This window comes from Photobacterium angustum, from assembly GCF_002954615.1.
Lineage (GTDB): Bacteria > Pseudomonadota > Gammaproteobacteria > Enterobacterales > Vibrionaceae > Photobacterium > Photobacterium angustum_A.
The window spans coordinates 280,936-303,549 of the sequence record NZ_MSCJ01000003.1 but is presented as its reverse complement, the minus strand read 5'-3'; the positions used below and the strand labels follow the sequence as shown (position 1 = coordinate 303,549).

Here is a 22,614-nt window from a genome sequence, read left to right as displayed (position 1 = left end):
TAGTCAGCTCATAAAAGCTCAGTCATTTCGATAGAGCAAAACCAACGAATATATCGTATCGCTACCCATCCCGATTTTGATCCCATTGGTATCATGATTAATAAACAATCGATATCAGCAACATCAGATCTTTAACCTTTATAATGAGGTTTTTCTTCTCTTAAATGAATTTACTTTTTTCTAATTAAAAAGAGCATTCTGTCCTCTTCTCTCATCTCTAAAAGTAAAACAATCATTAAAAGCACCTAATTGCATTTTTTATGCTTCTTTGATTTATATGTTATAACTTTTAGTTATTTAGCAAATATACGACTAGATCCATAATCCAGCTATTCGCTGTCAGCATAACTATGATAATAAGCTGGAATATATAATGAAACCTGATATAGATACCGCCCTTTCAAACACCAGTGTCCTCCTATACCAACAAGCAAACATGACACCTCAGCAATGGAAGACTGCAACAAAATTCGACAGTGTTGATGTCGGTTGGATTGTCATGAGTATTGGCATGGCCATTGGCGCGGGGATTGTTTTTCTCCCTGTGCAAGTTGGCGTCATGGGATTATGGGTATTTTTACTCTCATCGGTCATTGGCTACCCTGCAATGTATTTGTTTCAGAAACTGTTTATCAATACCCTTGCTGAATCAAAGAAATGTACCGATTATCCAGGCGTGATCAGCGGTTATTTAGGTAAAAACTGGGGGATCGCGCTCGGTATTCTGTATTTTATTATGTTGGTCATTTGGGTATTGGTTTACTCCCTCGCCATCACTAATGACAGTGCTTCATACCTACATACTTTTGGCGTTACTGAATCACATTTAAACCATAATATTTTCTATGGTTTAGCGTTAATCTGCTTGCTGAGCTATATCGGCTCAAAAAGTGAAAAATTCCTGTTTAAGATCTCTGGTTTTATGGCGGTTACAGTGATCGCCTTAGTCGCTGTGATGGGCGTACTACTGATCCCACAATGGAATTTTAGCAATATAACTGCTGTTGGTGACTGGGGAGCAATGCTAAAAGATGCAATTATCACATTGCCTTTTACTCTGACATCAATCTTATTTATTCAATCACTGAGTCCGATGGTGATCTCTTACCGCTCTCATGAAAAATCAATTGAAGTAGCGCGTTATAAAGCATCACGCGCGATGAAAATTGCCTTTAGCATTTTGTTTGTCGTAGTCTTTTTCTTTGCCGTCTCGTTTACCTTTGCGATCAGCCAGTCTGAAGCACAACATGCGATGAAAGAAAACATTTCAGCTCTGGCTATGATTGCGCATTACTTCCCTGGAAGTTGGGCAACAATAGTCGGTATTGTGATCAATATTTTCGCGGTTGTAACATCATTTTTTGGCGTGTTCTTAGCATTTAAAGAGGCGTGTAAAGGGCTAGCAATGAACATTCTTGAACGCAGATATGATCACCACGAAATCAATACTAACTTGGTGAATAAACTCACTACTGTCTTTATTATTCTGGTCGCATGGACAGCAGTAGCACTAAACCTACCGATCTTATCGTTCACTTCAATTTGTTCTCCGATCTTCGGGATTGTGGGTTGTTTAATCCCAGCCTACTTGGTGTACAAAGTATCGACATTAAACAAATATAAAGGTGCAGCAACCTACTTGATCATCATTACTGGTATTTTGTTGTGTATCTCACCACTACTTGCTTTTATTTAATGCAATAATCACTCTTGGTTAAAACATAAAAAAACGCCGTTACTCCTTTATTCTTTCTGATTGAAAGAGAATGGGAGTAACGGCGTTTCTATTATAAATAGCTCGAATTATGCCGTTGTCATCGCAGCAGCTTGTTTCTTCGCTTTTATACGTTTTTGTGCAAGTGCAACACCAGTAAGAACCATGATGCCACCAATGTAATGGTAAGCCTCTAAATGTTCATTAAGCATGACACTAGCGATACCTGCCGCCATGATTGGCAATAAGTTCATAAACATTGCAGTGCGATCAGCGCCTAAACGCTCAATCGATAACATCCACAGCCAAGGTGCAATCACAGAAGCTAACAATGCAGCATACGCAATTAGCGGTACAGCTGATGCAGTGATCGCCATACGATGACTCGTTAACAACAATGGCGTTAGCATCACAACGGCAAACAAGCATTGCACGTAAACCGATTTCCATGTTGAAAATGGCATTTTCCAGCGTTTTAACAACACGCAGTAAAGCGCATAAACCGCTGCCGCAATCAACATCAACATATCGCCTTGCTTGATACCCTGTGAGATCAAGCTTTTCACATCGCCATGGCTTAGCATTAATACCAAACCACTAAGCGATAACACTGCACCAATTAATGCAAATGGCGATAAGCGCTGACCAAGGATCGGTACACTTAAAAACATACTGATCAACGGCACGAGTGAAATAATCAAAGCGATGTTAGTCGCCGTTGTGGTTGCCGCAGCAAAATAGCCTAATGATTGGTTTAAAACCATGCCAAGTAAGCCAAGAAAAGCCAACTTAGTAAGGTAAGGTTTAATAATCGCACGATCACGCCAAACAGATTTAGCAACAAAAGGAGTTAGCACAACTAATGCGAAGAACCAGCGATAAAAAGATATCGCACCGGGATCAATGACACTGAATGCCATCTTGTTGACAATGGCATTCCCTGCCCATATTGCAACTGTAATTAAGGGAAATAGATAGAACATTGTCTGCCTTATTTGGAAAAAACTCGCTCAGATACCTACATCAGAGCTATTAACCAGGCTATTCTGTCACGTCTTTTAAGATATATATATCCCCAATCGGACATCCTAAATCTATTGTCGGACATATTGACTTACCGAGCAATCCTCACAAAAACATCATAAAAATCGAACATATTGAATTCATACAATAATTATATTTTTCTGTTCTTAATAACGAAAAGCCCAACGATATAAGTTGGGCTAGTTATATATTCTTTTAGGCTTACTTAAGCCGTTTTCATCACCACCACAGCAGCGATAACCACTGCAATGCCGATCCAACCAATAGGCTTAAGCTTTTGCTTAAACAGCAGCGATCCACCAATCGCAGTACCTAAAATCCCAATTGCTCCCCATGATGCATAAGCTACGGCTAAGTCAATTTCTTTAACTGCTTGAGCAAGTAAAGTAAACGCCAGCATCACCAACAACAGCGATAATGTTCCCCAGCGTTTATGACTAAAGCCATTAGATCGAGTCAGTGCCATATTCGCTAAAATATCAACAAAAGCCGCGAGGACAACAAAACCAAATGATAATGTGAAAAATTGACTCATTTTGCGCCTCCCTATGCTGATGCTTTACTTGCTAAAGATGGCTTATGCTCTTCACCCAAGGTGACAAGTACAATCCCTACCGTTGCCATTGCTAAACCAATCAACTGTTGCGTATTTAATTGAGCATCAAACACAAACACTGAAACGAGGGTAATTAACGCAATACCGAGCCCTTCCCACACCGCATATGCCACACCAATTGCGATCTTTTTTGCTGCCAACGATAAGAAAAAATATGAAATACAAATTAAGCCATACATCACCCAATATCCCCAGTGACTACCTTCACTGGAAATTAAACTCATGGTACTCGTACCCGCAACTTCTGCGGCAATGGCTAATAATAAAAATATTCGTGCTAACCACATGATTGACTCCGCTATGCTATTTTCTAGGTAGATAGCATCAAATTTCACGCATTCATTGTCTTTAAATACAGAAAGTAAATGTATCTAACAACAAGATTACCCTAGCTCAAACATTGGCAATAGGTAATTGAGATATTCAATACTGAATATCTCTTTGGCAAAATTCAGGTCACCTCATGACAGCCAAACTTAGCGAAATGTAGCTTGGAGAACTTGGTGTAAATGCTTGTATAACGGGTAGTTACGATGAGTTTGAAGATAACCGCCAGAAACAACAAAATGGCTAAAGTTACGGTTAACATTCGGCATTGGGTAAGCATGAAGTTCTGGCATCAAATCGGCCGTACTTTCACTCGCAAACATTATCGCATTGGTTTCCAACAACATTTGACAGGCAACCCGCAAGTTAAATGTCTTTAAGAGCACTTGTGGCTCATATCCCATTCGCTGATATTCAGATTCGACAGTACACAAAGGCTTATAAGCCGTAGGAGCAGGAAGCGACACTAGGGGTAATGTCGCCACTTGTGACCAATCATTTTGATCAATGCGTAATGTCGGGTGATGCTGTTTTGCTAAAATGACCCGCTTTTCTCTAAATAACGGCTGCATATAAATATCTTTCGCAATAGCGGTTTCTTGATCGAGAATGCAATAATCAAATTTGCCGTCTAACATCTCTAGTTGACTTGAGCTATCCCAATTAGAAAAGACTAACGTCGCACAAGGGAAAGCACGGTGGCAACACGATAATATATGCTGACCATGCTCATCCATCACGTACGGATCAATAACAATCGCGATAGAGCCACGATATTCAGTTGGCTTAAAATCACTAAATTCCAGTAAGACTTTCTCGATAGGCGCTAAGATATTATCAAACTCATTAGCTAAACGAATGGCTAAAGGAGATGGCTCTACACCGTGGGCTTTACGCACAAATAACGGATCATTAAAAAACTGCTTAAGCTTTACCACGCCTCGGCTTGCACTGGGTTGAGAGATCCCCAATTGCATCGCCGCTAACTTAATACTTTTATGCTCAACCACCGCTTTTAATAGTCGGATTAAGTTGAGATCTAATTCACTTAATGGATTGGACATAACCATTTATCACTAATAAAACCTATGGTGATAATACCCCTTAAAATAAAACAAGATAGCGTATTTAACGGCTATCTCATTTAGATATAAAGCAAGCGATATTCTTTAGTCCGGTGACACGTTACACCCAACCATAAATACATCATCAGCGGAATAAAGCGATTTGATCCTCATTTCAACTTCAGATCAAAGTAACTTTTAATAGAGTTTCTGAGCGTAGTTATCAGCACGAGTCTTTACCATAATGACTTTAATTGACTGCCTTGCTCCGCTAATCGCTTTTTCACTTCTGGTAATGAACGCATGATCAATGGTATCAACACCACGGTATAATAACTTGTAACAATGGAGATAAAACAACCATATTAGTAAGTAGTTACTTCCAATATAACCATTGCCAAATTTAGTATCGGCTATTGTTTTTCGTTTAAACTACGAATAAATGTTCGTATCGATGACGCTATTGGCAAAGACAGTTACGATTTTTATTTTCATCCTTAATGAAGCTTTTTAATGAAAATACACAAACCTTTCATTGTAGTACTCAGCTTATGTGCAGCATTAGTTAGCCCACACAGTAAAGCCTTAGATGCACCCGTTGGGGTACGTCCATGTTGTGCGTTTGGTCAAGATTTGAAAACCGAACTATTAGGCGTGCCGATCCCATTTTTTTCTGTAGAGAATATTGTTGATGCGTCTAGGCTTGGTAAACATATCTATAACGATGGCTCACAAAACGTTATTGCAAGTTTATTAGGGCTAGGCGATGAATCAAACGGCTTAATATATACGGTTAAAGGTGGGTTTATTGATACAGCCCATGTTCGAGATACCGCAGATTTTACTTACTATTTGTATCAGCAAATCTACCAACATCTAGGCTCCGATTATCGTATTACATTACCGACAGAGCTGCGTAAACGCTTTATAAGATTAAATAAAAGTGAGCAAACACTTACTTATCGTGAGAGACAAGCAATAAGTATCGAACTTGCAGCTCTGTTAGCTTTTCGGTTAGCACAATGGCATGAAATTGCGCAGTGGTTTGGCTATGAATCCATTGTTGGCTTTCCGGAATTAGTTTCTGCTTTTTCACCTGAAGATCTGTACTCCAATATGTTAGGCGCCATTACCGCAAAACAAGTACTAGAGCTGCAACCCAATCTTTCACCTTCAGGTTTTTCTCAAGCCATGACCGATGCTTTTAAAGAGCAATTACAACAATTAGGCAGTGTTTCAGCAGAAGAAACCAAGCGCCACATACAGCAATTAAATGGTCAATGGTGGGATCACAATACACGTTTGCCACAAAAGTGGGTGGTATTAAAACGCGATTATCAACTGGGATTAACACGCTACCCTAATGGGGTAAAAAACGGTATTCCCCTCTCTTTATCTACCCAATTGAGTAACGGTGATAATAATGGTGTGTGGGCTGAATTGTATTTACATAATGTAGGCAATGAAGAAACGTTTAACAGGCTTCCTCCCACGCTAAAAAACACCATGATCTGGCAACCTGCTCAATTTCAACAACTCGCTAATTTTGCAAAGCAACAAGATAATGAAGAACGCGGTAAAAGTACGCAGGTAGTTGAAGATTAAAGTTAGCAAATACTCACTTACTATTAATCTTCTATATCTAAAAGATAAAAAACCCTTCTTGCACAGAGCGCTAGAAGGGTTCGGTATATCGACGACACGTTATATTAATGAGAACGATATATATCCATAAAGCTATCTACTGACATCGGTTTATAAAAGTAAAACCCTTGATATTGCTTTATTCCCCATTGATCTAACATCTGTTTTTGTTTTTCTGTTTCAACACCTTCAGAAATGACAGAAAGTTGCAGTTTTTGAGCTAATCGCACTAAAGATTCAACGACATGAATAGATTTAGGGTTATGCTCAATTTGCTCTATAAAACAACGATCTATTTTTAAATAATCAAAGTCATAATCAGTCAAATAATACGGTGCAGAGTACCCAGTACCATAATCATCAAGCGCAAAGAACATCCCATTTTGATGAAACTTTTCCATACGCGCTTTCACATGAGTATTCGAAAATGGTGCTGATTCCGTAAACTCAAGCACCAGTTCAAACTTAGGCGCCAATAATAAACTCGCTTTATAAATACTTTCGTCAAACAAACAACGTTCCGTCAAGTTAAAGCTTAATTTTAGGTGTTTACTCACTAACATTAACTGACTTTGATAAACCTGTGTCATCAAAGAACAGGTTAACAAGGATGTTAAGTGTTTACTCTCTATATAGGGTATAAATACATGAGGTGGTAAAACCTGACCTTTTTTGGTGATCCAACGCGCTAAAACTTCAGCCCCAATAATATTGCCTTCATTATTAACAATGGGTTGAAGGTATGGACGAATAATATTACGTTTTATACAAATCCGTACCCAGATTTTTTTACTGTAAGCTGCCGATATATAACTACTTACCATGCACACCAATAAAAGCATTAACAAGTAAACATATTTAGTTTCAACAAACTGTTTTAGAGCGAGTGCAGGATCAACAACCACAAAAAAATCAGCGTCGTCGAGATGAAAATGGTACTCATCATGATGACCCAACAGAACATGCCTAACTAACTGATTACCTTCACCAATTTCAATGTTATCAAAAACGGTAATATAGCCTCGACCAATACTATCGATAACATTAAAACGAAGCGGTTTAAAATATATTTTTAAGTAAGTATTCGCTCCAACCTGCAACGTATAAGACAAGGTTGGCTTATGTGTTAGTAAGCTTTTTACCTTAATACTAAAACCTTTTACTGCCTTCATTTTCATTGAATACAGACGATTACCAAATGTACTGTATACATAATAATCCTTATAAATCACAGATACGCTGCTAACATCTTTATGATCGGAGACATAACGTTTTAACTCCCTCTGCTCAGCTAAGGTCGGTATCGTCATCTTCGAAAACATAGAGGCCAGTGTCTCTTTGCTATTAACGACTGAATTAAAGGTTTTTAGTTGTATTTCATACTCATTCTGAATTTTTTTATCGATATCGTATTGATAAAGTAGATAAGTACAGCATGCAAAAATAATGAGAAAGAACGTAGAGCACACTATCAGTGTATAAAGCTTCATGTATTTAATGTTCATAAAAGAACAATCCCATTTAAAGCCATATTTATTGCTTTGTATAACGCCATGACAACTCTTTATAACAAGCTAAGTGAAGCAATTTACACCCAGATCCATTTTTATAAAATGAATACACTTAAATTCTATTTTCTATCGTAACACATGATTTTCCAGCACTATGACTGATAAAACTAAGATCTTTTATGTTAAGAATGAACATACGATCTTTCTTACCATATGAAATACACATCGCTGTTATTCGCACGCTACGTTGTAAAAAAGCCAATATACTTGGAGGGATATTCATCAAATGATGACTATTTTTATCTATTAAAAATTGCGGGCGGATTATATCAGCACTTAATGTGATTACAATCACAATTCAAAAATACAAAAAGCTCAAAATTACAAATAAAGCCTATATATATCAACCATATACAATCACGATAAAATTCACTTATCTTTGTCATAAAAAAATATAGTAATACATTCAGCATTGTTTATTACTTTTTATTAAAATGCATACAATACTAATATTACTCAATAAGTACATGACAGATGAATATAAGTAGATTAATTGTTAATAATTAAGGTCGAATAATAACGACCTTAATTCCATGTTAATTAATATCCTTTTTTACATAAATATGAACTGACGATATAATTCATTGAGCTTTTCTCTAAAAATACCAACTTGTATTTCATCATTCGTGTCACAAGCCACCAGTAGTTCTTTTTCTGTTGCCGTAATTTGCTGGCATAACTCAGATAGACTAGAGCAGAACTCAACACTATGTTGTGTGGGCTCATTATTATCTATACCTACTTTTAAGAACAGTAAGTTCGCAAAGAGCGTTTTGAAAATACAGGTTAAAACGAATAGCGGGCACTTACCTACAAATCAGAAATAAAATCTGCTTGTATCTGCACAAGGAGAATTAATCGTTCGATAAAACTGGTTAATTGCGAATCAATAAGGTCTAAATATATCCATGAAGCTTTTCAATGACATTGGTTTATAAAAGTAAAAACCTTGGTATTGCTTGATTCCCCATTGCTCTAGCATCTGCTTTTGTATAAGCGTCTCAACCCCTTCTGAAATGACTGTGAGTTGCAATTTCTTAGCAAGTAAAACTAAAGACTCAACGACATGAATTGATTTTAGGTTATGCTCAATCTGTTCGATAAAACAACGATCTATTTTTAAATAATCAAAATCATATTCAGTTAAATAGTGCGGTGCAGAGTAGCCTGTACCATAGTCATCAAGTGCGAAAAATATACCATTTTTATGAAACTGCTCCATACGCTCTTTAACATTGGAATGAGAAAATGGAGCTGATTCGGTAAACTCCAAGATTAACTTACAATGTGGTGCTATCAGTAAACTTGCCTTATAAACATTTTTATCAAATAAACAGTACTCTGTGAAATTAAAACTTAACTTTAATTCTTGGCTTTGTTGCATCAGCGAACTTTGATAAATCTGCTTCATTAGAGACTGTGTTAATAATGGTGTTAATTGCTTTTTTTCGATATAAGGAATAAATAAACTGGGTGCAATGACCTCTCCTTTTTTAGTGATCCAACGTGCCAATACTTCAGCACCAATAATATTTTCATGCTTATCCACAATCGGCTGCAAGTAAGGTTGAATCGTATTTCTACGAATACAGTAAGCGACCCATATCTTCTTAAGATATTCTGATAATAGAAAAGTACACGTTATACAGAAAATGAAAAGTAACAAAAGATAAACATAACGTGACGCAACAAACTCTTTAACGGCTAAAGTCGGATTAATCTCTACGAAGAACTCTACGTCATCTAAAGTAAACTGATGTTCTTTACGGTTACTTAAAAGACTATTTCTTAATAATTTATTATTGTCGCCAATTTCAACCACATCAAAGAGCGTGATATAACCATAACCAATATTATCAACCACGTTGAAACGAAACGGCTTAAAGTACACCTTTAAATAGGTTTCAGGGTTGACTTGCACAACATAAGACAGCGTAGGTCTATGGGTTAGTGAACTTTGCATTTTAATATTCAAGCCAGCTTTCGCTGTTTTTTTCATCGAATACAAACGATTACCGAAGGTACTATATACATAGTGATCATTATAGATGACAGATACACTGCTGACATCTTTGTTATCAGATACATAACGTTTTAATGCGCGTTGATCCGACACACTCGGGATTGTCATCTTCGAAAAATTAACAATTAATTCCTGTTTGCTATTTAATACCAAGTTAAACATCTTACGCTGCAACAAATGTTCCGTACGAACTTTTTTATAAATAAATTTTTCATACAACAAGGTAGAACTTGTTAAAAAAGTAAACAAAAATAGCACAGAGCATATAACTAAAGCGAAAGACTTCATATATTTAATATTCATAAATATGCGACCTGATTTCGTCCATTATTTTTTGCATGATATAGCGCCATATCCGCTCTTTCTAATACTTGCGAAAAACAATTATTTTCAGCCATAGCGACACCAATCGATACCGTAAATTTAATATCAAGGCAATTTTGAGACTCAATCGCTATACGTAACTGCTCTGCTTTATTTTTCACTACATCGATATCTTTAATATTCAGTATGAGCATAAATTCTTCTCCCCCCCACCGAATACACTTATCTCCTTTTCTCGTATTATCTTTCAAAATTGAAGCCACGGTAGTAATAACTTGATCACCGTAATCATGACCATAATTATCATTAATACTTTTAAATTTATCGATATCTACCATTAAAACGGCTTGATTATTTAATCTTTTATTCCTTAGCTTTGGCTCAACAATATCTCTTCTAACACACTGAGTCATATTGTCTTTCTGGTATAAATTTATAACGTAATTCAAAATATTAGAAACATAACTAACTAAAAAAGCCAACACAAAAGAGAATACAAAACTGTATTTTAATAACAACTCTTTATTAAGATAGATAGATAAAGAGTCATTTTTTGTATAAGGTAATTCTAATTTATTCAAAAACTTGCTATTTAAATTCTCTTCAGATGAAAACAATGTAAATTGTGTGTTGTTAAACTTCTCTATCCAAGTTTGATATAATGTAGACTTAACATCCAATAGTAATAATGCTTTTAGTTTCCTACTAATATAAATAGGATAATATATGCTTCTTACACACTGGTGATTAAAGCTTTCCTTATATGCTTCAGTTTGCATTATAAGACCATACTCTAATGATTCTTCATATGTAGTAGGTAGTTTTTCATTTTTTAAAACATGATTAAAAAAGTCATAATCACTATTTAAAAATATCTGTATATGGCTAACTCTCATTGGAGAAAAGTATATCGTGTTTATTTTCTCATTATTATTATCAATAATACCTAAACTCCAAAGTTCATCACCAATTAATTCTTTTAAATTTTTTGATAATGCATTAACACCTTGAGATAAAGATTTAATTTCATTTTTTTCAGGCGTATAAACACCAACATGATTTATATGGTGTAGACCTCCTTCTATTGTTACCGTTTTTGCATTAGCATAGAAAGAAGAGACTACTTCAAGATTATCAAAAACATGATAAAGTTGAACTCTTATATACTCTTCGACTTCTTTCTGTTTAATCTTATTATAGCTATAATATAAACTATACGTTAATGTAAAAAAGACTATATTAAGAAGTAGAAAAATAATCACTCGTCTTAAAATCATAAATAATGACTCTTATTTCGACCCAATTCCTTTGCTTGATAAAGAGCCATATCTGCACGGTAAATCGTCTGATATATATGTTCTTTTGGCTTTTGCTCACTAGTACCTAATGAAATCGTCACATTATTTCCATCTAATAATGTCATAGACTCTACCTCATGACGAAGTATCTCTGCATAGTCCAGTAATGCTTTCTTGTTTGTTTTTGGTAATAATATTAAAAACTCTTCTCCCCCCCAGCGAAAATAGAGGTGATGTTTTCTTGCTTGCTGCTGTAACATTTTGCCAATCTCACCAATAACATGATCGCCAATAGCATGACCGAAGTTATCGTTAATTAATTTAAAATGGTCAATATCAAATATAATTACAGAGCGAGAACTCAATGTTTTATACTTCATATCAAAAATATTTCGCCTTAAACAATGAGTCATTGAGTCATACATTATTCTTTTATAAAAAAATGTAAACATGCGACATAGTATTTGGTACATACACTCAATGATTAAATATAGTTTAAATATTAATAACATTACATCAAATAAATTCAATCCTATATAAATATATTCTTTATCATTTTTTGCATAAGGTACCTCTATTTTTTGAGTTAATAATCCATCTTTATTTTCAACTTCATATTGTGTATACATCTCATCATTATAGTTATTGATATACTTAGTTATACAACTAATATCAACATCAACAATAAATATAGCTTCAATAACGCCTTTAATATAAATAGGTAATATTATTTCTTGCCTATTTTTATTTTTATCTTTACTTGATACCTTTACGTCATCATCTCTGAAAAAGTTAAATTTATAATTCAATTTTTTTCTTTTAATTACATCGTTAATATAATCATTATCAATAATATATTTTTTATCTTTCAACGGTAAAACATAATGAGCATTTGGCATAATAAAGGTTAAAGATTTAAAATAACTTTTAGGTAAAAATCCTAAAATATCTTTGTAATTATTATTCAAATCTTCTAATAATTCAGGATATAAGCCATCTTTTGATATAATCACGCCACCTTGATTTTTATCATTATCATTAAATTTATAAACACCTGATTCATACATTTTATATTCTGCATTCAAAAAACGATGATGAAAATACCGTGTTATAGATATAATCTTCTCATAATTATTAGTAATTCTATATTCTAATGTGTTTATATTTATATAGTTGTAAAAAATGACAAGCATGATTAATGCTACATTTAAACAAAATGCTCTGATAATAAAGTTTATATTCATTATTTATATATCTAAATATGCTTATTTTCATTAAAGTTCTTACAACAAGAAATTATTATGAAGTATAATAAATTTTTAACGTGATCTTAATCACGACTCCCCCTCCGACAAAACTTCAATAAATATCTTATTTATCAATTAAATACATAACAAGAGAACACAAAAAAACGCTATTTGAAACATCCCCTTACAAATGAAACACCGTTCCATTGTTATTTTATTGTTTTATTTTTCATTTTTTAAAAGGCGGATGTTAGGGTTGTAGTGCTTTTTTGTTTCATATATGTAAACAGCACTATTGAAAGAATGGATTAAAGTTTGAGAAAATTAAACTGTATATCTAGAAGTAAGATATTAATGACTAATAAAGCATACTCATATTATAAATATCATTAACATCATGATTATCTAGTTCGTTTTTACTATTAAGGCCGAATAATTACGGCCTTAAGTTCCTATCAATTAATATCCTTTTTTACATAAATATGAACTGACGATATAACTCATTGAGCTTTTCTCTAAAAATACCAACTTGTATTTCATCATTCGTATCACAAGCCACCAGTAGTTCTTTTTCTGTTGCCGTAATTTGCTGGCATAACTCAGATAGATTAGAGCAGAACTCAACACTATGTTGTGCAGGCTCATTATTATCTATTCCTGCTTTTTTACGTTGAGAAGAGGCTGGCGTAATATTATGTGCTTTATTATATTCCACCTGTCGCTCTCGGCGTTGTTGTGATTCCTTCATCGCTTGCTGCATTGCTGGCGTCATTTTATCAGCATATAAAATCGCTTTACCGTTTGCATTACGAGCAGCACGACCAATGATCTGAATCAGCGCCTGTGTTGAACGCAAGAATCCCGCATGATCGGCATTTAATACCGCAACCAATGAGGCTTCAGGAATATCTAAACCTTCTCGCAACAGGTTTATCCCGATAAGCACATCAAACTTACCTGCACGTAAATCATCTATAATTTCAACCCGTTGCTCGGTTTTTACTTCTGAGTGAATATAACTAACCTTTATGCCTTGCTCTACCATTAACTCATACAATGCCTCTGCACTTTTTTTCGTTAATGTCGTCACCAATACTCGTTCATCTTTTTGCGTACGCTCTGATATTTCTTTTAATAGATCGTCTGTTTGAGTCGCTAAAGGACGCACTTCAACAATAGGATCAAGCAAGCCTGTCGGGCGAATGATTTGTTCAATAACATGCTGTTGTGATTTTTTGAGTTCGTACTCACCGGGGGTAGCTGATACAAATACGGTTTGTGGTTTTATTTGCTCAAATTCTTTAAACATTAAAGGTCGATTGTTCTTCGCTGATGGCAACCGAAAGCCATAATCAATTAATGTCTCTTTACGACTCACATCACTGCGATACATTGCAGAAATCTGCGGGATCATCACATGGGATTCATCAATAAACAGTAAGCCATCTTCAGGTAAATAATCTAATAAGGTCGTCGGTGGCAAAGTAGGATCGCGGTCGTTTAAATAACATGAGTAGTTTTCTAATCCTGAACAATATCCAAGTTGCTGCATCATTTCTATATCATGTGTCGTGCGCTCATACAGCCTTGCCGCTTCCACAATACGATTTTCATTATTTAATTCAGCGACACGCATTTCTAATTCTTTTTGAATTTCAATGCTGGCTTTCATTAACTTGTCTTTTGAAGCGGCATACAAGGTTTTTGGAGAGACAAAATAATGGTCAATGTCGCCCAACACTTTCCCTGTAATAGGGTCAAGCCATTGAAGTTGCTCAATGGTGTCATCAAACATCACTACACGTATTGCTTTTGATTCTGAATCTGCTGGATAGATATCAAATATTTCACCGTGTACACGGAAAGTTGCTCGTTCAATCGTTCGCTCACAACGGCTATATTGCAGCGCGACAAGACGTTGAATAAAGTCTTCTCTATCGATGGTCATGCCCACCGATAAGGGAATTTGTACTGCGCGATATTGGGCTGGATCGCCTAAGCCATAAATAGCAGATACCGATGCCACTACAATCACGTCTTTACGCTCAATCAACGATTTGGTGGTCGATAAACGTAATCGTTCCAATTGTTGATTCACCGCAGAATCTTTACGAATAAAGCGATCGCTACCAGGAATATACACTTCAGGTTGGTAGTAATCGTAATAAGAGACAAAATATTCGACAGCATTTTCAGGAAAGAAACGTTTCATTTCACTATAAAGTTGTGCGGCAAGCGTCTTGTTATGAGCCAATATTAAGGTAGGACGCTGAAGGCGATGGATCATATTTGCCATCGTGAAAGTTTTCCCAGATCCGGTAACCCCTTGCAGTGTTTGGTGTGTAACACCATCCTGAATATTACCGATTAATCGAGCTAAAGCTTCAGGTTGATCACCTGATGGAGGATAAGCGGAATGCAAAATAAACGTATTCTGTGACATAAAAGTTACCTTTTAATGAGCGGCTTTTGTCAGTATACATAACGCATTATATTTTGCTGTTTAAACACTTAATCCCTTGGTACAAACTAATATTAATATTTTAGTTATCCAAATATCTCCTCAAGCATTGGCACCGAATCACAAAATATAAACAACAGCATTTTCATCGCACGAATTACATCATACACATAAAAAAGCCGACTCTATCAGTCGGCTTTACTAAACAAATCGATTGGAAGTAACACTATTCCTGTGTTGAATCTGTGTCTTTTTCGCAGAACATGGTTGCCGCTAAACGCGCAAGGTTATACGCATCGACATAACCCGAATGCTGACGCCCTTCCCATTCAACACCAGCAATTTCCATTGCGGCACGTTGACCTAATCGTTTATTAGTCACATGACGCTGTAATTTAAATAAAGTGGCAAGATTTAAATATTCACGAAAAGGGACTTTTAGCTCTTTAGCTAAACATTCCTTTTTCAAAATACGATCGTCATGTCCCCACGCTGCATAGATCTTATGTCGACCACCAAACTTTTGTTCGATCGATTTTAAAATCACAGAAAGCGGCTTACCATTTTTTTCAACAACCTCAGGCTTAATTCCTGTTAACTCTGTACAGAACGGAGAGATTTCATCTTTTGCAGGACGCACATAATGTTGTGCCCGACGAACAATTTTTCCGGTGTTGAGATCAAGCTCTGCCACACCAATTTCGATGATTTCACCGGTTCTAGATGTGCGGCCATCATTCCAACAACACATTTCGAGATCGAAACACACAATACGGTCAAAATTCATTAGTTATCCAAGTGTCACAGGCAAAACAGCCGTTAATAATACCATTTTGTGTTAACTGGTTCATCCGTTAAGAGACGAGAGAAACATATTCTATGATGTTAATAAAGAAAAACATACAGCGAAATAGTTAAGCTCACACTATCTTTATTTATAGTGCCAAGTGGATTGATTTAGCTTATACAGGAATAATAATTCTATGAATCCGCCACAAAAAACGCAGACAACACTAAAACATGCACAACAAGCTGATATAGAAACAATAGTTAATTGTATCTATGATAGTTCGCATGAATTAATGAATTTCATCTTTATTGATAAACAAACAGCACTGAGCGTATTGCATAAACTTGTTGTACAACCTCAAGGGCTATTTAGTTATCGGTTTGGGTGGCTTTATAATCATAATGATATTACCCAAGGCGCGGTCCTCGGATACTCTCGTCAGCAATTACAACAACAAGAGTTAACAGGCGCGATACAACTGCTTTTTGCCTCCCCGCTTCATTTAAAATGGCGTATATTAACGACGGTCAGAAAAGCATTAGCTAACTATGTCCCTCTACCCTCTAAAGATGCTTTTTACATTAACAATGTTGCTATATTTTCAAATGCTCGAGGACAAGGCCTTGGCACATCATTGCTCGATGATCTTTGCCATCAATTAAATCAGCAAGGTTATCGATGCATTGAATTAGACGTCACCTTTTGTAATAAAAGTGCCATCCGTTTTTATCAGCGCTATGGCTTTTACCAAGTATCACAATCTGGCTCTGAAGCATTAAGCCAGCAATATGGCTTACCTTTATTATTAAGACTTCGCTATGTGTTACCAACAAGCACATCATCACAAACGACCAATACCAATATTATAAAAGAAGTATCTCGGCTCTATTCCGTTAGTGTTGATGATGTCTATATTCCTGGCACGATTGAGCAATTACAAACAATGCTCCAATCGACATCCAAGCCTGTTTCAATTGGTGGTGGACGCTATAGCATGGGCGGACAAACCGCACATCCAGATACGTTACATATTGATATGCGTGGCCTCAACCGTATCCTTGAACTAGATATAAACAAACAAACTATTCGTGTGCAAACGGGGGCTCGTTGGCGTGATATTCAAGCCAAGATTAAAGACTACGGCCTCGCGGTAAAAATCATGCAAACCTATGCCAATTTCACCATAGGTGGCTCATTGAGTGTTAATTGTCACGGACGTTATGTTAGCCTTGGTCCGCTGATTCTTTCTGTTAATGAAATTAAATTATTATTAGATGACGGTACCGCTGTCATTGCTTCTCCCACGCAACATAGCGAACTATTTTATGGCGCCATTGGTGGTTATGGCGCATTGGGAATCATTGTTGAAGCAGAGTTATCACTCACGAACGACAGTCGTATAAAACGTTTACATAAGAAAATACCGTTAACGGAATACCCCGCTTTTTTTGCCGAGAATATCAAAGGCGACCCAGATGCTGTTTTCCATAATGCTGATATGCTGCCACCAGAGTTTAATCGGGTACAAGTCATTACTTGGTTCAGTACAGGTCAAGCGGTAAATGTTGCCCCAAGGCAATCACGTAAACTTTATTTAGCTGAAAAATATATGCTCTGGACCATCACTGAAGCTCCTTTTGGTAACTGGCTACGAGAGTATATTTACGAGCCAGCCCTTTATTGGCGAAAAAAGATCACAACACGTAATGATGAAGCCAATTATGATGTGGCAGAACTCGAGCCGATCTCACGGACGGAAACCACTTACGTACTACAGGAGTATTTTATTCCTGTTGGGAACATTGAACAATTCACACCAAAAATGACAGAAATACTGACCCGTTATGCGGTTAATACTGTGAATATTTCTATTCGTCACTCTCATCCAGATCCAGGCTCTATTCTCGCGTGGGCAAGAGAAGAAGTGTTTGCGTTTGTACTCTATTACAAACAAGGAGCAAGCAAGGCAGAACAAGAAAAAGTGGCGATTTGGACAAGAGAATTAATTGAAGCAGCGATAAATGCGGGTGGCTGTTATTACTTACCGTATCAACCCCATGCGCGTTTTGATCAATTCCATCGCGCCTACCCTAATGCCACAAAGTTGTTTGAACTCAAAGCGAAATGGGATTCTGATTATCGTTTTCGTCACTGCTTATGGGATAAATATTATCGCCAAAACAATGATCCGACGTTATTTAGCCCAGAAGAAATAAATGGCTCCGAATTTCGACAAATCTATAATACCGTTCAACAACGGGATGCCTTCTATCTATTTTTACAAAATATTTATCACCTCTACCCCGAGCATTTATTCCACCAGCTCATAATGGACGCTTGTCAGTACATAAATTCTGATGAAGCTATCTATCATGAGATCCAGTATTCACTACCAGATATCAAACCAGCGCTTGCAGATATTCGATTTGCGCTTCCTGCGCTAGCAAAGCAAAAAAAAGAAATGGCAGAGCAAACCCAAACCATTCTACCAACAGACAGGCATCTTAATGGCTATTTAGAAATTGGCTCTACAGGACGCTATGTTAATGGGTTAAAAAAGGCGTTGAAGCTATCAGGAAAAGTTTTTATTTCTAATGAAAGTGCCCCAGATAACTCACCTGCAGAGATTGTCGAACGCGGTAGTATAAAATTAGTTGGTGAGTTTTTTGCGCTGAATGATTATGAGCCTATCCCTGATAATATCATTGAAGATAATAGCTTAGATTTGATCACCTGTTATATAGGGCTACATCACTGTCCGCCCGAAAAGCTCGATGCCTATATTGATTCGATTTATCGCGTATTAAAACCTGAAGGGTATTTTATCTTACGAGATCACGATGCAGGTACCGATCAACAACGTACATTTTGCTCTTTAGTCCATACCGTTTTTAATGCTGGATTACATATTAGTTGGCAAGAAAATCAAGCCGAGTTGAGAAACTTCCAAGGCATTGATTATTGGATATCTGCGCTAGAAAAAAAGGGCTTAAAAGACAGCAAACAGTATTTGTTACAGGCACATGATCCATCACTTAATACCTTAATGTGCTTTAAAAAAGTGCAATACCCTTAGATTAAAGAGCGCTATATTTATATTGATAAGTTTAATTTCAGTTAGATTTTGTAAATAAAAATGCAACATAACCCTGCCAGTATTGTGCCTTTATAAATTACAGATAGCACTAAAAAGCATGATCAGCAGAAGAATATTCCTAAAAGGTGTTGCCGCAACTATGGTTGCAACATATTTAACAGGATGTAAATCAAACAATAGCTCAGGCAATGATAAAAAGAAATCTCATCAAAACTGGAAATTAGCTGTTTTACCAGACACTCAAAAATATTCTGAAAATAGTCCTGAACGTTATTATTCTCAAACTCAATGGATCGCAGATAATTGGAAAGAAGAGAATATTCCATTCACTATTCACCTTGGTGATTTAGTCGAGCATTACGATCAACCAGCAGAGTGGGATGTGGCCTGTCAGGCAATGGATATTTTAGGCGCATCAGACAATACGCCTTATTCTCTCTTATGTGGTAATCACGATCTTGAAAACGGTGATCATTTTGATATTGACCGCCAAAGCAACGAACCATTTTTAAATCACTTCCCAGAGAATAAGATCTTTGAAGTCAATACATGCATCGCAGTCAGTGACTGTGGCTTCAATAGTTGTCATCTTTTCAAAGAGCCGCACAATAACACCGAGTTTTTAGTTTTTGCGATCGATTGGAACCCTTCAGAAGCGACGTTTGATTGGGCCCAAAACTTACTTGATCAATACCCTAACACCCCAGCTATTTTATCAACCCACCAACTTTTGAATATTGATAGTGATGGAAAGAGCCCATTAATCACCTCAAAAGGCTTTGAGTTCTGGATCGATTTTATTCATAAGAATGACCAGATCTTCCTAACCATGAATGGCCACCATCATGGTGCAGCTAATATGGTCGCCAAAAATGCTTATGGTCGTGATGTACTAATGATGGTTGTCGATTACCAAGCAGACTTTTGGGGAGGCAATGGCATGCTCCGTACTGTCGGTTTTGATTACAGTAATAATCAACTGGTCATTCGCTCATTCTCCCCTTGGGTTCAAGCGATTCCAGACGATGAACGAACACCGTTTGATATACCTGAGTTAACCAATGAGACCAACCACTTTGAGTTCGACATGAATTTTGAAGAGCGTTTTAGTAACTTAAATCAAGGGGAATTATCACCTATGCCAGCCCTTATTGACGGCACAGTGGGTTACTGGAAGTTCGATCAACAAAACATGATGAAAGTCGATGACGAAGGCAGTGTCACATCTATTTTTCAGGATCTTTCAGGAAACGGTAGCCATTTCAAAATGATGCCAAGAGAAGCCAACACTGGAGCACTGAAAGATTATTTTGAATACTCAGAATCTGCACCAGAAAACGGTCACACAGCAGGCTCTGTTCTACTAAAGGGTAATAAAGCGGAAGATACTGGCGCATACTTATCAACGCTGGGAACAGCAATCAGTACTAATAACTGGGATCAAGGTTATACCATTGAAACCTTCCTGCAGTTACCGGATGATTGGGAAAGTGATTTATCACGTTGGGGGGGAATTTTATGTCAGCAAGCCAGCCTCAATGATTTTGTTAAAGATGCTGGCGAAGATCCTGCCGTTGTCATGGCGATATCTTCTCTTCATGAGGTTCAATGGGAAACCATGGACAATCAACAGCAAGATACCACCACGGCGTGGTCTTGGAGTCTCGATTTGATGAGGTGGTACCATATCGCAATTATAAATGATGGCGAACATACCACTATGTACATTGATGGATACAAAGTAATGCGTAACCCAACGGAGAAAAGTCACGGCCTTTCAATCAAAGAAGATACCGCTTGGATTGTGGGATCATCATGTTCTAACAGTAAATTACATAACCCTTTGTATGGTTATGTCAGTGAGTTAAGAATAGTTAATAGACCTTTATCATCCAATGAGTTGTTAACAAAAGCCTAGATTTCAAATGTAAAAAAGCCCGCAATTACTTGCGGGCTTTTTTATTTGGCTCCTCCTGCTGGACTTGAACCAGCGACATACGGATTAACAGTCCGCCGTTCTACCGACTGAACTAAGGAGGAATTGTAATGGTGGTGGGGGAAGGATTCGAACCTTCGAAGGCAGTGCCGGCAGATTTACAATCTGCTCCCTTTGGCCACTCGGGAACCCCACCGAAATTTAATGGTGCCGACTACCGGAGTCGAACTGGTGACCTACTGATTACAAGTCAGTTGCTCTACCTACTGAGCTAAGTCGGCACTAAAATTTCGTCTATTTAACGCAAGCGTTAAATCAAAATGTTGGCGGAGCGGACGGGACTCGAACCCGCGACCCCCGGCGTGACAGGCCGGTATTCTAACCAACTGAACTACCGCTCCAATTCTTTAACGAAACCCGATAAATCGAATCTCTAGAATATGGCGGAGAGATAGGGATTTGAACCCTAGATACGCTATAAACGTATGCCGGTTTTCAAGACCGGTGCTTTCAACCACTCAGCCATCTCTCCGTAAGTGCGGCGAATATTACCGATAGATTTAAAACCTGTAAAGCCTAATTTTAAGAAAAAACGTTCACTCGATTAACAAACGCGCATTTTGATATTATTTTTTGCAAACCTGATAGTTATTAGATGGTTATGATCACTAAATCTTCAATAAATAATACAATTAAATCTAAAAATAGATCATCTAACGCCAACACCTAGCCTCAAAAAAATCATAGCAAATAACAAAAATAACGATTAACTCCCACAAGCAATAATCACTAAGTGAACTAAGGGAAAATGGTAAGGTAGATCAGGAGGAAAGGTGTCGATAACTAAGCAACGATTTTTCAAATTTTAGACGTAAAAAAGCCCGCAATCACTTGCGGGCTTTTTTATTTGGCTCCTCCTGCTGGACTTGAACCAGCGACATACGGATTAACAGTCCGCCGTTCTACCGACTGAACTAAGGAGGAATTGTAATGGTGGTGGGGGAAGGATTCGAACCTTCGAAGGCAGTGCCGGCAGATTTACAATCTGCTCCCTTTGGCCACTCGGGAACCCCACCGAAATTTAATGGTGCCGACTACCGGAGTCGAACTGGTGACCTACTGATTACAAGTCAGTTGCTCTACCTACTGAGCTAAGTCGGCACTAAAATTTCGTCTATTTAACGCAAGCGTTAAATCAAAATGTTGGCGGAGCGGACGGGACTCGAACCCGCGACCCCCGGCGTGACAGGCCGGTATTCTAACCAACTGAACTACCGCTCCAATTCTTTAACGAAACCCGATAAATCGAATCTCTAGAATATGGCGGAGAGATAGGGATTTGAACCCTAGATACGCTATAAACGTATGCCGGTTTTCAAGACCGGTGCTTTCAACCACTCAGCCATCTCTCCGTAAGTGCGGCGAATATTACCGATAGATTTAAAATCTGTAAAGCCT

Annotated in this window: 14 protein-coding genes and 10 tRNA genes; 4 read left to right on the top strand and 20 right to left on the bottom strand. The window is 37.0% G+C overall.

Annotated elements, in window-relative coordinates; genetic code table 11:
- Positions 1–436: 436 nt before the first annotated feature.
- On the top strand, positions 437–1,696 hold the full coding sequence (locus BTO08_RS16035) for an amino acid permease (RefSeq protein ID WP_105062671.1): 1,260 nt from the start codon (positions 437–439) through the stop codon (positions 1,694–1,696).
- Positions 1,697–1,803: 107 nt separating this feature from the next.
- On the opposite strand, the gene BTO08_RS16030 is transcribed toward BTO08_RS16035, so the two are convergent.
- The 4 genes from BTO08_RS16030 to BTO08_RS16015 all read right to left on the bottom strand — a co-directional run bounded on the left by BTO08_RS16030 (position 1,804) and on the right by BTO08_RS16015 (position 4,765).
- Positions 1,804–2,697, bottom strand: coding sequence for a DMT family transporter (locus BTO08_RS16030; RefSeq protein WP_005366773.1), 894 nt, complete (start codon positions 2,695–2,697; stop codon positions 1,804–1,806).
- 266 nt (positions 2,698–2,963) lie between these two features.
- Positions 2,964–3,293, bottom strand: a complete 330-nt coding sequence (locus tag BTO08_RS16025; protein ID WP_105061668.1) for an SMR family transporter — start codon at positions 3,291–3,293, stop codon at positions 2,964–2,966.
- An 11-nt stretch (positions 3,294–3,304) separates the two neighbouring features.
- A complete protein-coding gene (locus BTO08_RS16020) occupies positions 3,305–3,661 on the bottom strand; it encodes an SMR family transporter (protein ID WP_005366770.1) in 357 nt (118 codons plus the stop codon).
- A 189-nt stretch (positions 3,662–3,850) separates the two neighbouring features.
- A complete protein-coding gene (locus tag BTO08_RS16015) occupies positions 3,851–4,765 on the bottom strand; it encodes a LysR family transcriptional regulator (RefSeq protein WP_105062670.1) in 915 nt (304 codons plus the stop codon).
- Between the two features lie 513 nt (positions 4,766–5,278).
- Between BTO08_RS16015 and BTO08_RS16010 the strand changes: the two genes are divergently transcribed.
- On the top strand, positions 5,279–6,370 hold the full coding sequence (locus tag BTO08_RS16010; protein WP_105061667.1) for a DUF4056 domain-containing protein: 1,092 nt from the start codon (positions 5,279–5,281) through the stop codon (positions 6,368–6,370).
- Between the two features lie 104 nt (positions 6,371–6,474).
- Here BTO08_RS16010 and BTO08_RS16005 read toward each other — a convergent pair whose 3' ends face one another.
- The 6 genes from BTO08_RS16005 to BTO08_RS15980 all read right to left on the bottom strand — a co-directional run bounded on the left by BTO08_RS16005 (position 6,475) and on the right by BTO08_RS15980 (position 16,120).
- On the bottom strand, positions 6,475–7,914 hold the full coding sequence (locus BTO08_RS16005) for an EAL domain-containing protein (RefSeq protein ID WP_105061666.1): 1,440 nt from the start codon (positions 7,912–7,914) through the stop codon (positions 6,475–6,477).
- Between the two features lie 952 nt (positions 7,915–8,866).
- Positions 8,867–10,177, bottom strand: a complete 1,311-nt coding sequence (locus tag BTO08_RS16000; protein ID WP_242446284.1) for an EAL domain-containing protein — start codon at positions 10,175–10,177, stop codon at positions 8,867–8,869.
- A 125-nt stretch (positions 10,178–10,302) separates the two neighbouring features.
- A complete protein-coding gene (locus BTO08_RS15995) occupies positions 10,303–11,604 on the bottom strand; it encodes a GGDEF domain-containing protein (protein WP_105061664.1) in 1,302 nt (433 codons plus the stop codon).
- Complete coding sequence (locus BTO08_RS15990) at positions 11,601–12,692, bottom strand: GGDEF domain-containing protein (RefSeq protein ID WP_198038488.1); 1,092 nt, start codon at positions 12,690–12,692, stop codon at positions 11,601–11,603. The genes BTO08_RS15995 and BTO08_RS15990 overlap by 4 nt, the downstream gene beginning before the upstream one ends.
- A gap of 652 nt (positions 12,693–13,344) precedes the next feature.
- A complete protein-coding gene (gene uvrB / locus BTO08_RS15985) occupies positions 13,345–15,315 on the bottom strand; it encodes an excinuclease ABC subunit UvrB (protein ID WP_105061662.1) in 1,971 nt (656 codons plus the stop codon).
- Between the two features lie 244 nt (positions 15,316–15,559).
- Positions 15,560–16,120 carry a 3'-5' exonuclease gene (locus BTO08_RS15980; RefSeq protein WP_005366750.1) on the bottom strand — a complete coding sequence of 187 codons (561 nt, stop codon included), beginning with the start codon at positions 16,118–16,120 and terminating at the stop codon, positions 15,560–15,562.
- A 196-nt stretch (positions 16,121–16,316) separates the two neighbouring features.
- Between BTO08_RS15980 and BTO08_RS15975 the strand changes: the two genes are divergently transcribed.
- Complete coding sequence (locus BTO08_RS15975) at positions 16,317–19,199, top strand: GNAT family N-acetyltransferase (protein WP_105061661.1); 2,883 nt, start codon at positions 16,317–16,319, stop codon at positions 19,197–19,199.
- Positions 19,200–19,359: 160 nt separating this feature from the next.
- Positions 19,360–21,138, top strand: a complete 1,779-nt coding sequence (locus tag BTO08_RS15970; protein WP_105061660.1) for a LamG-like jellyroll fold domain-containing protein — start codon at positions 19,360–19,362, stop codon at positions 21,136–21,138.
- A 46-nt stretch (positions 21,139–21,184) separates the two neighbouring features.
- On the opposite strand, the gene BTO08_RS15965 is transcribed toward BTO08_RS15970, so the two are convergent.
- The 10 genes from BTO08_RS15965 to BTO08_RS15920 form a co-directional block, all read right to left on the bottom strand.
- Positions 21,185–21,260, bottom strand: a tRNA-Asn gene (locus tag BTO08_RS15965).
- Positions 21,261–21,267: 7 nt separating this feature from the next.
- Positions 21,268–21,352: transfer RNA gene (locus BTO08_RS15960), tRNA-Tyr, on the bottom strand.
- A gap of 9 nt (positions 21,353–21,361) precedes the next feature.
- Positions 21,362–21,437 (bottom strand) — tRNA-Thr (locus BTO08_RS15955).
- A gap of 43 nt (positions 21,438–21,480) precedes the next feature.
- Positions 21,481–21,557 (bottom strand) — tRNA-Asp (locus BTO08_RS15950).
- Between the two features lie 40 nt (positions 21,558–21,597).
- Positions 21,598–21,688, bottom strand: a tRNA-Ser gene (locus BTO08_RS15945).
- A gap of 376 nt (positions 21,689–22,064) precedes the next feature.
- Positions 22,065–22,140 (bottom strand) — tRNA-Asn (locus tag BTO08_RS15940).
- 7 nt (positions 22,141–22,147) lie between these two features.
- A tRNA-Tyr gene (locus tag BTO08_RS15935) sits at positions 22,148–22,232 on the bottom strand.
- A 9-nt stretch (positions 22,233–22,241) separates the two neighbouring features.
- Positions 22,242–22,317: transfer RNA gene (locus BTO08_RS15930), tRNA-Thr, on the bottom strand.
- Positions 22,318–22,360: 43 nt separating this feature from the next.
- A tRNA-Asp gene (locus tag BTO08_RS15925) sits at positions 22,361–22,437 on the bottom strand.
- A gap of 40 nt (positions 22,438–22,477) precedes the next feature.
- A tRNA-Ser gene (locus BTO08_RS15920) sits at positions 22,478–22,568 on the bottom strand.
- Positions 22,569–22,614: the final 46 nt, after the last annotated feature.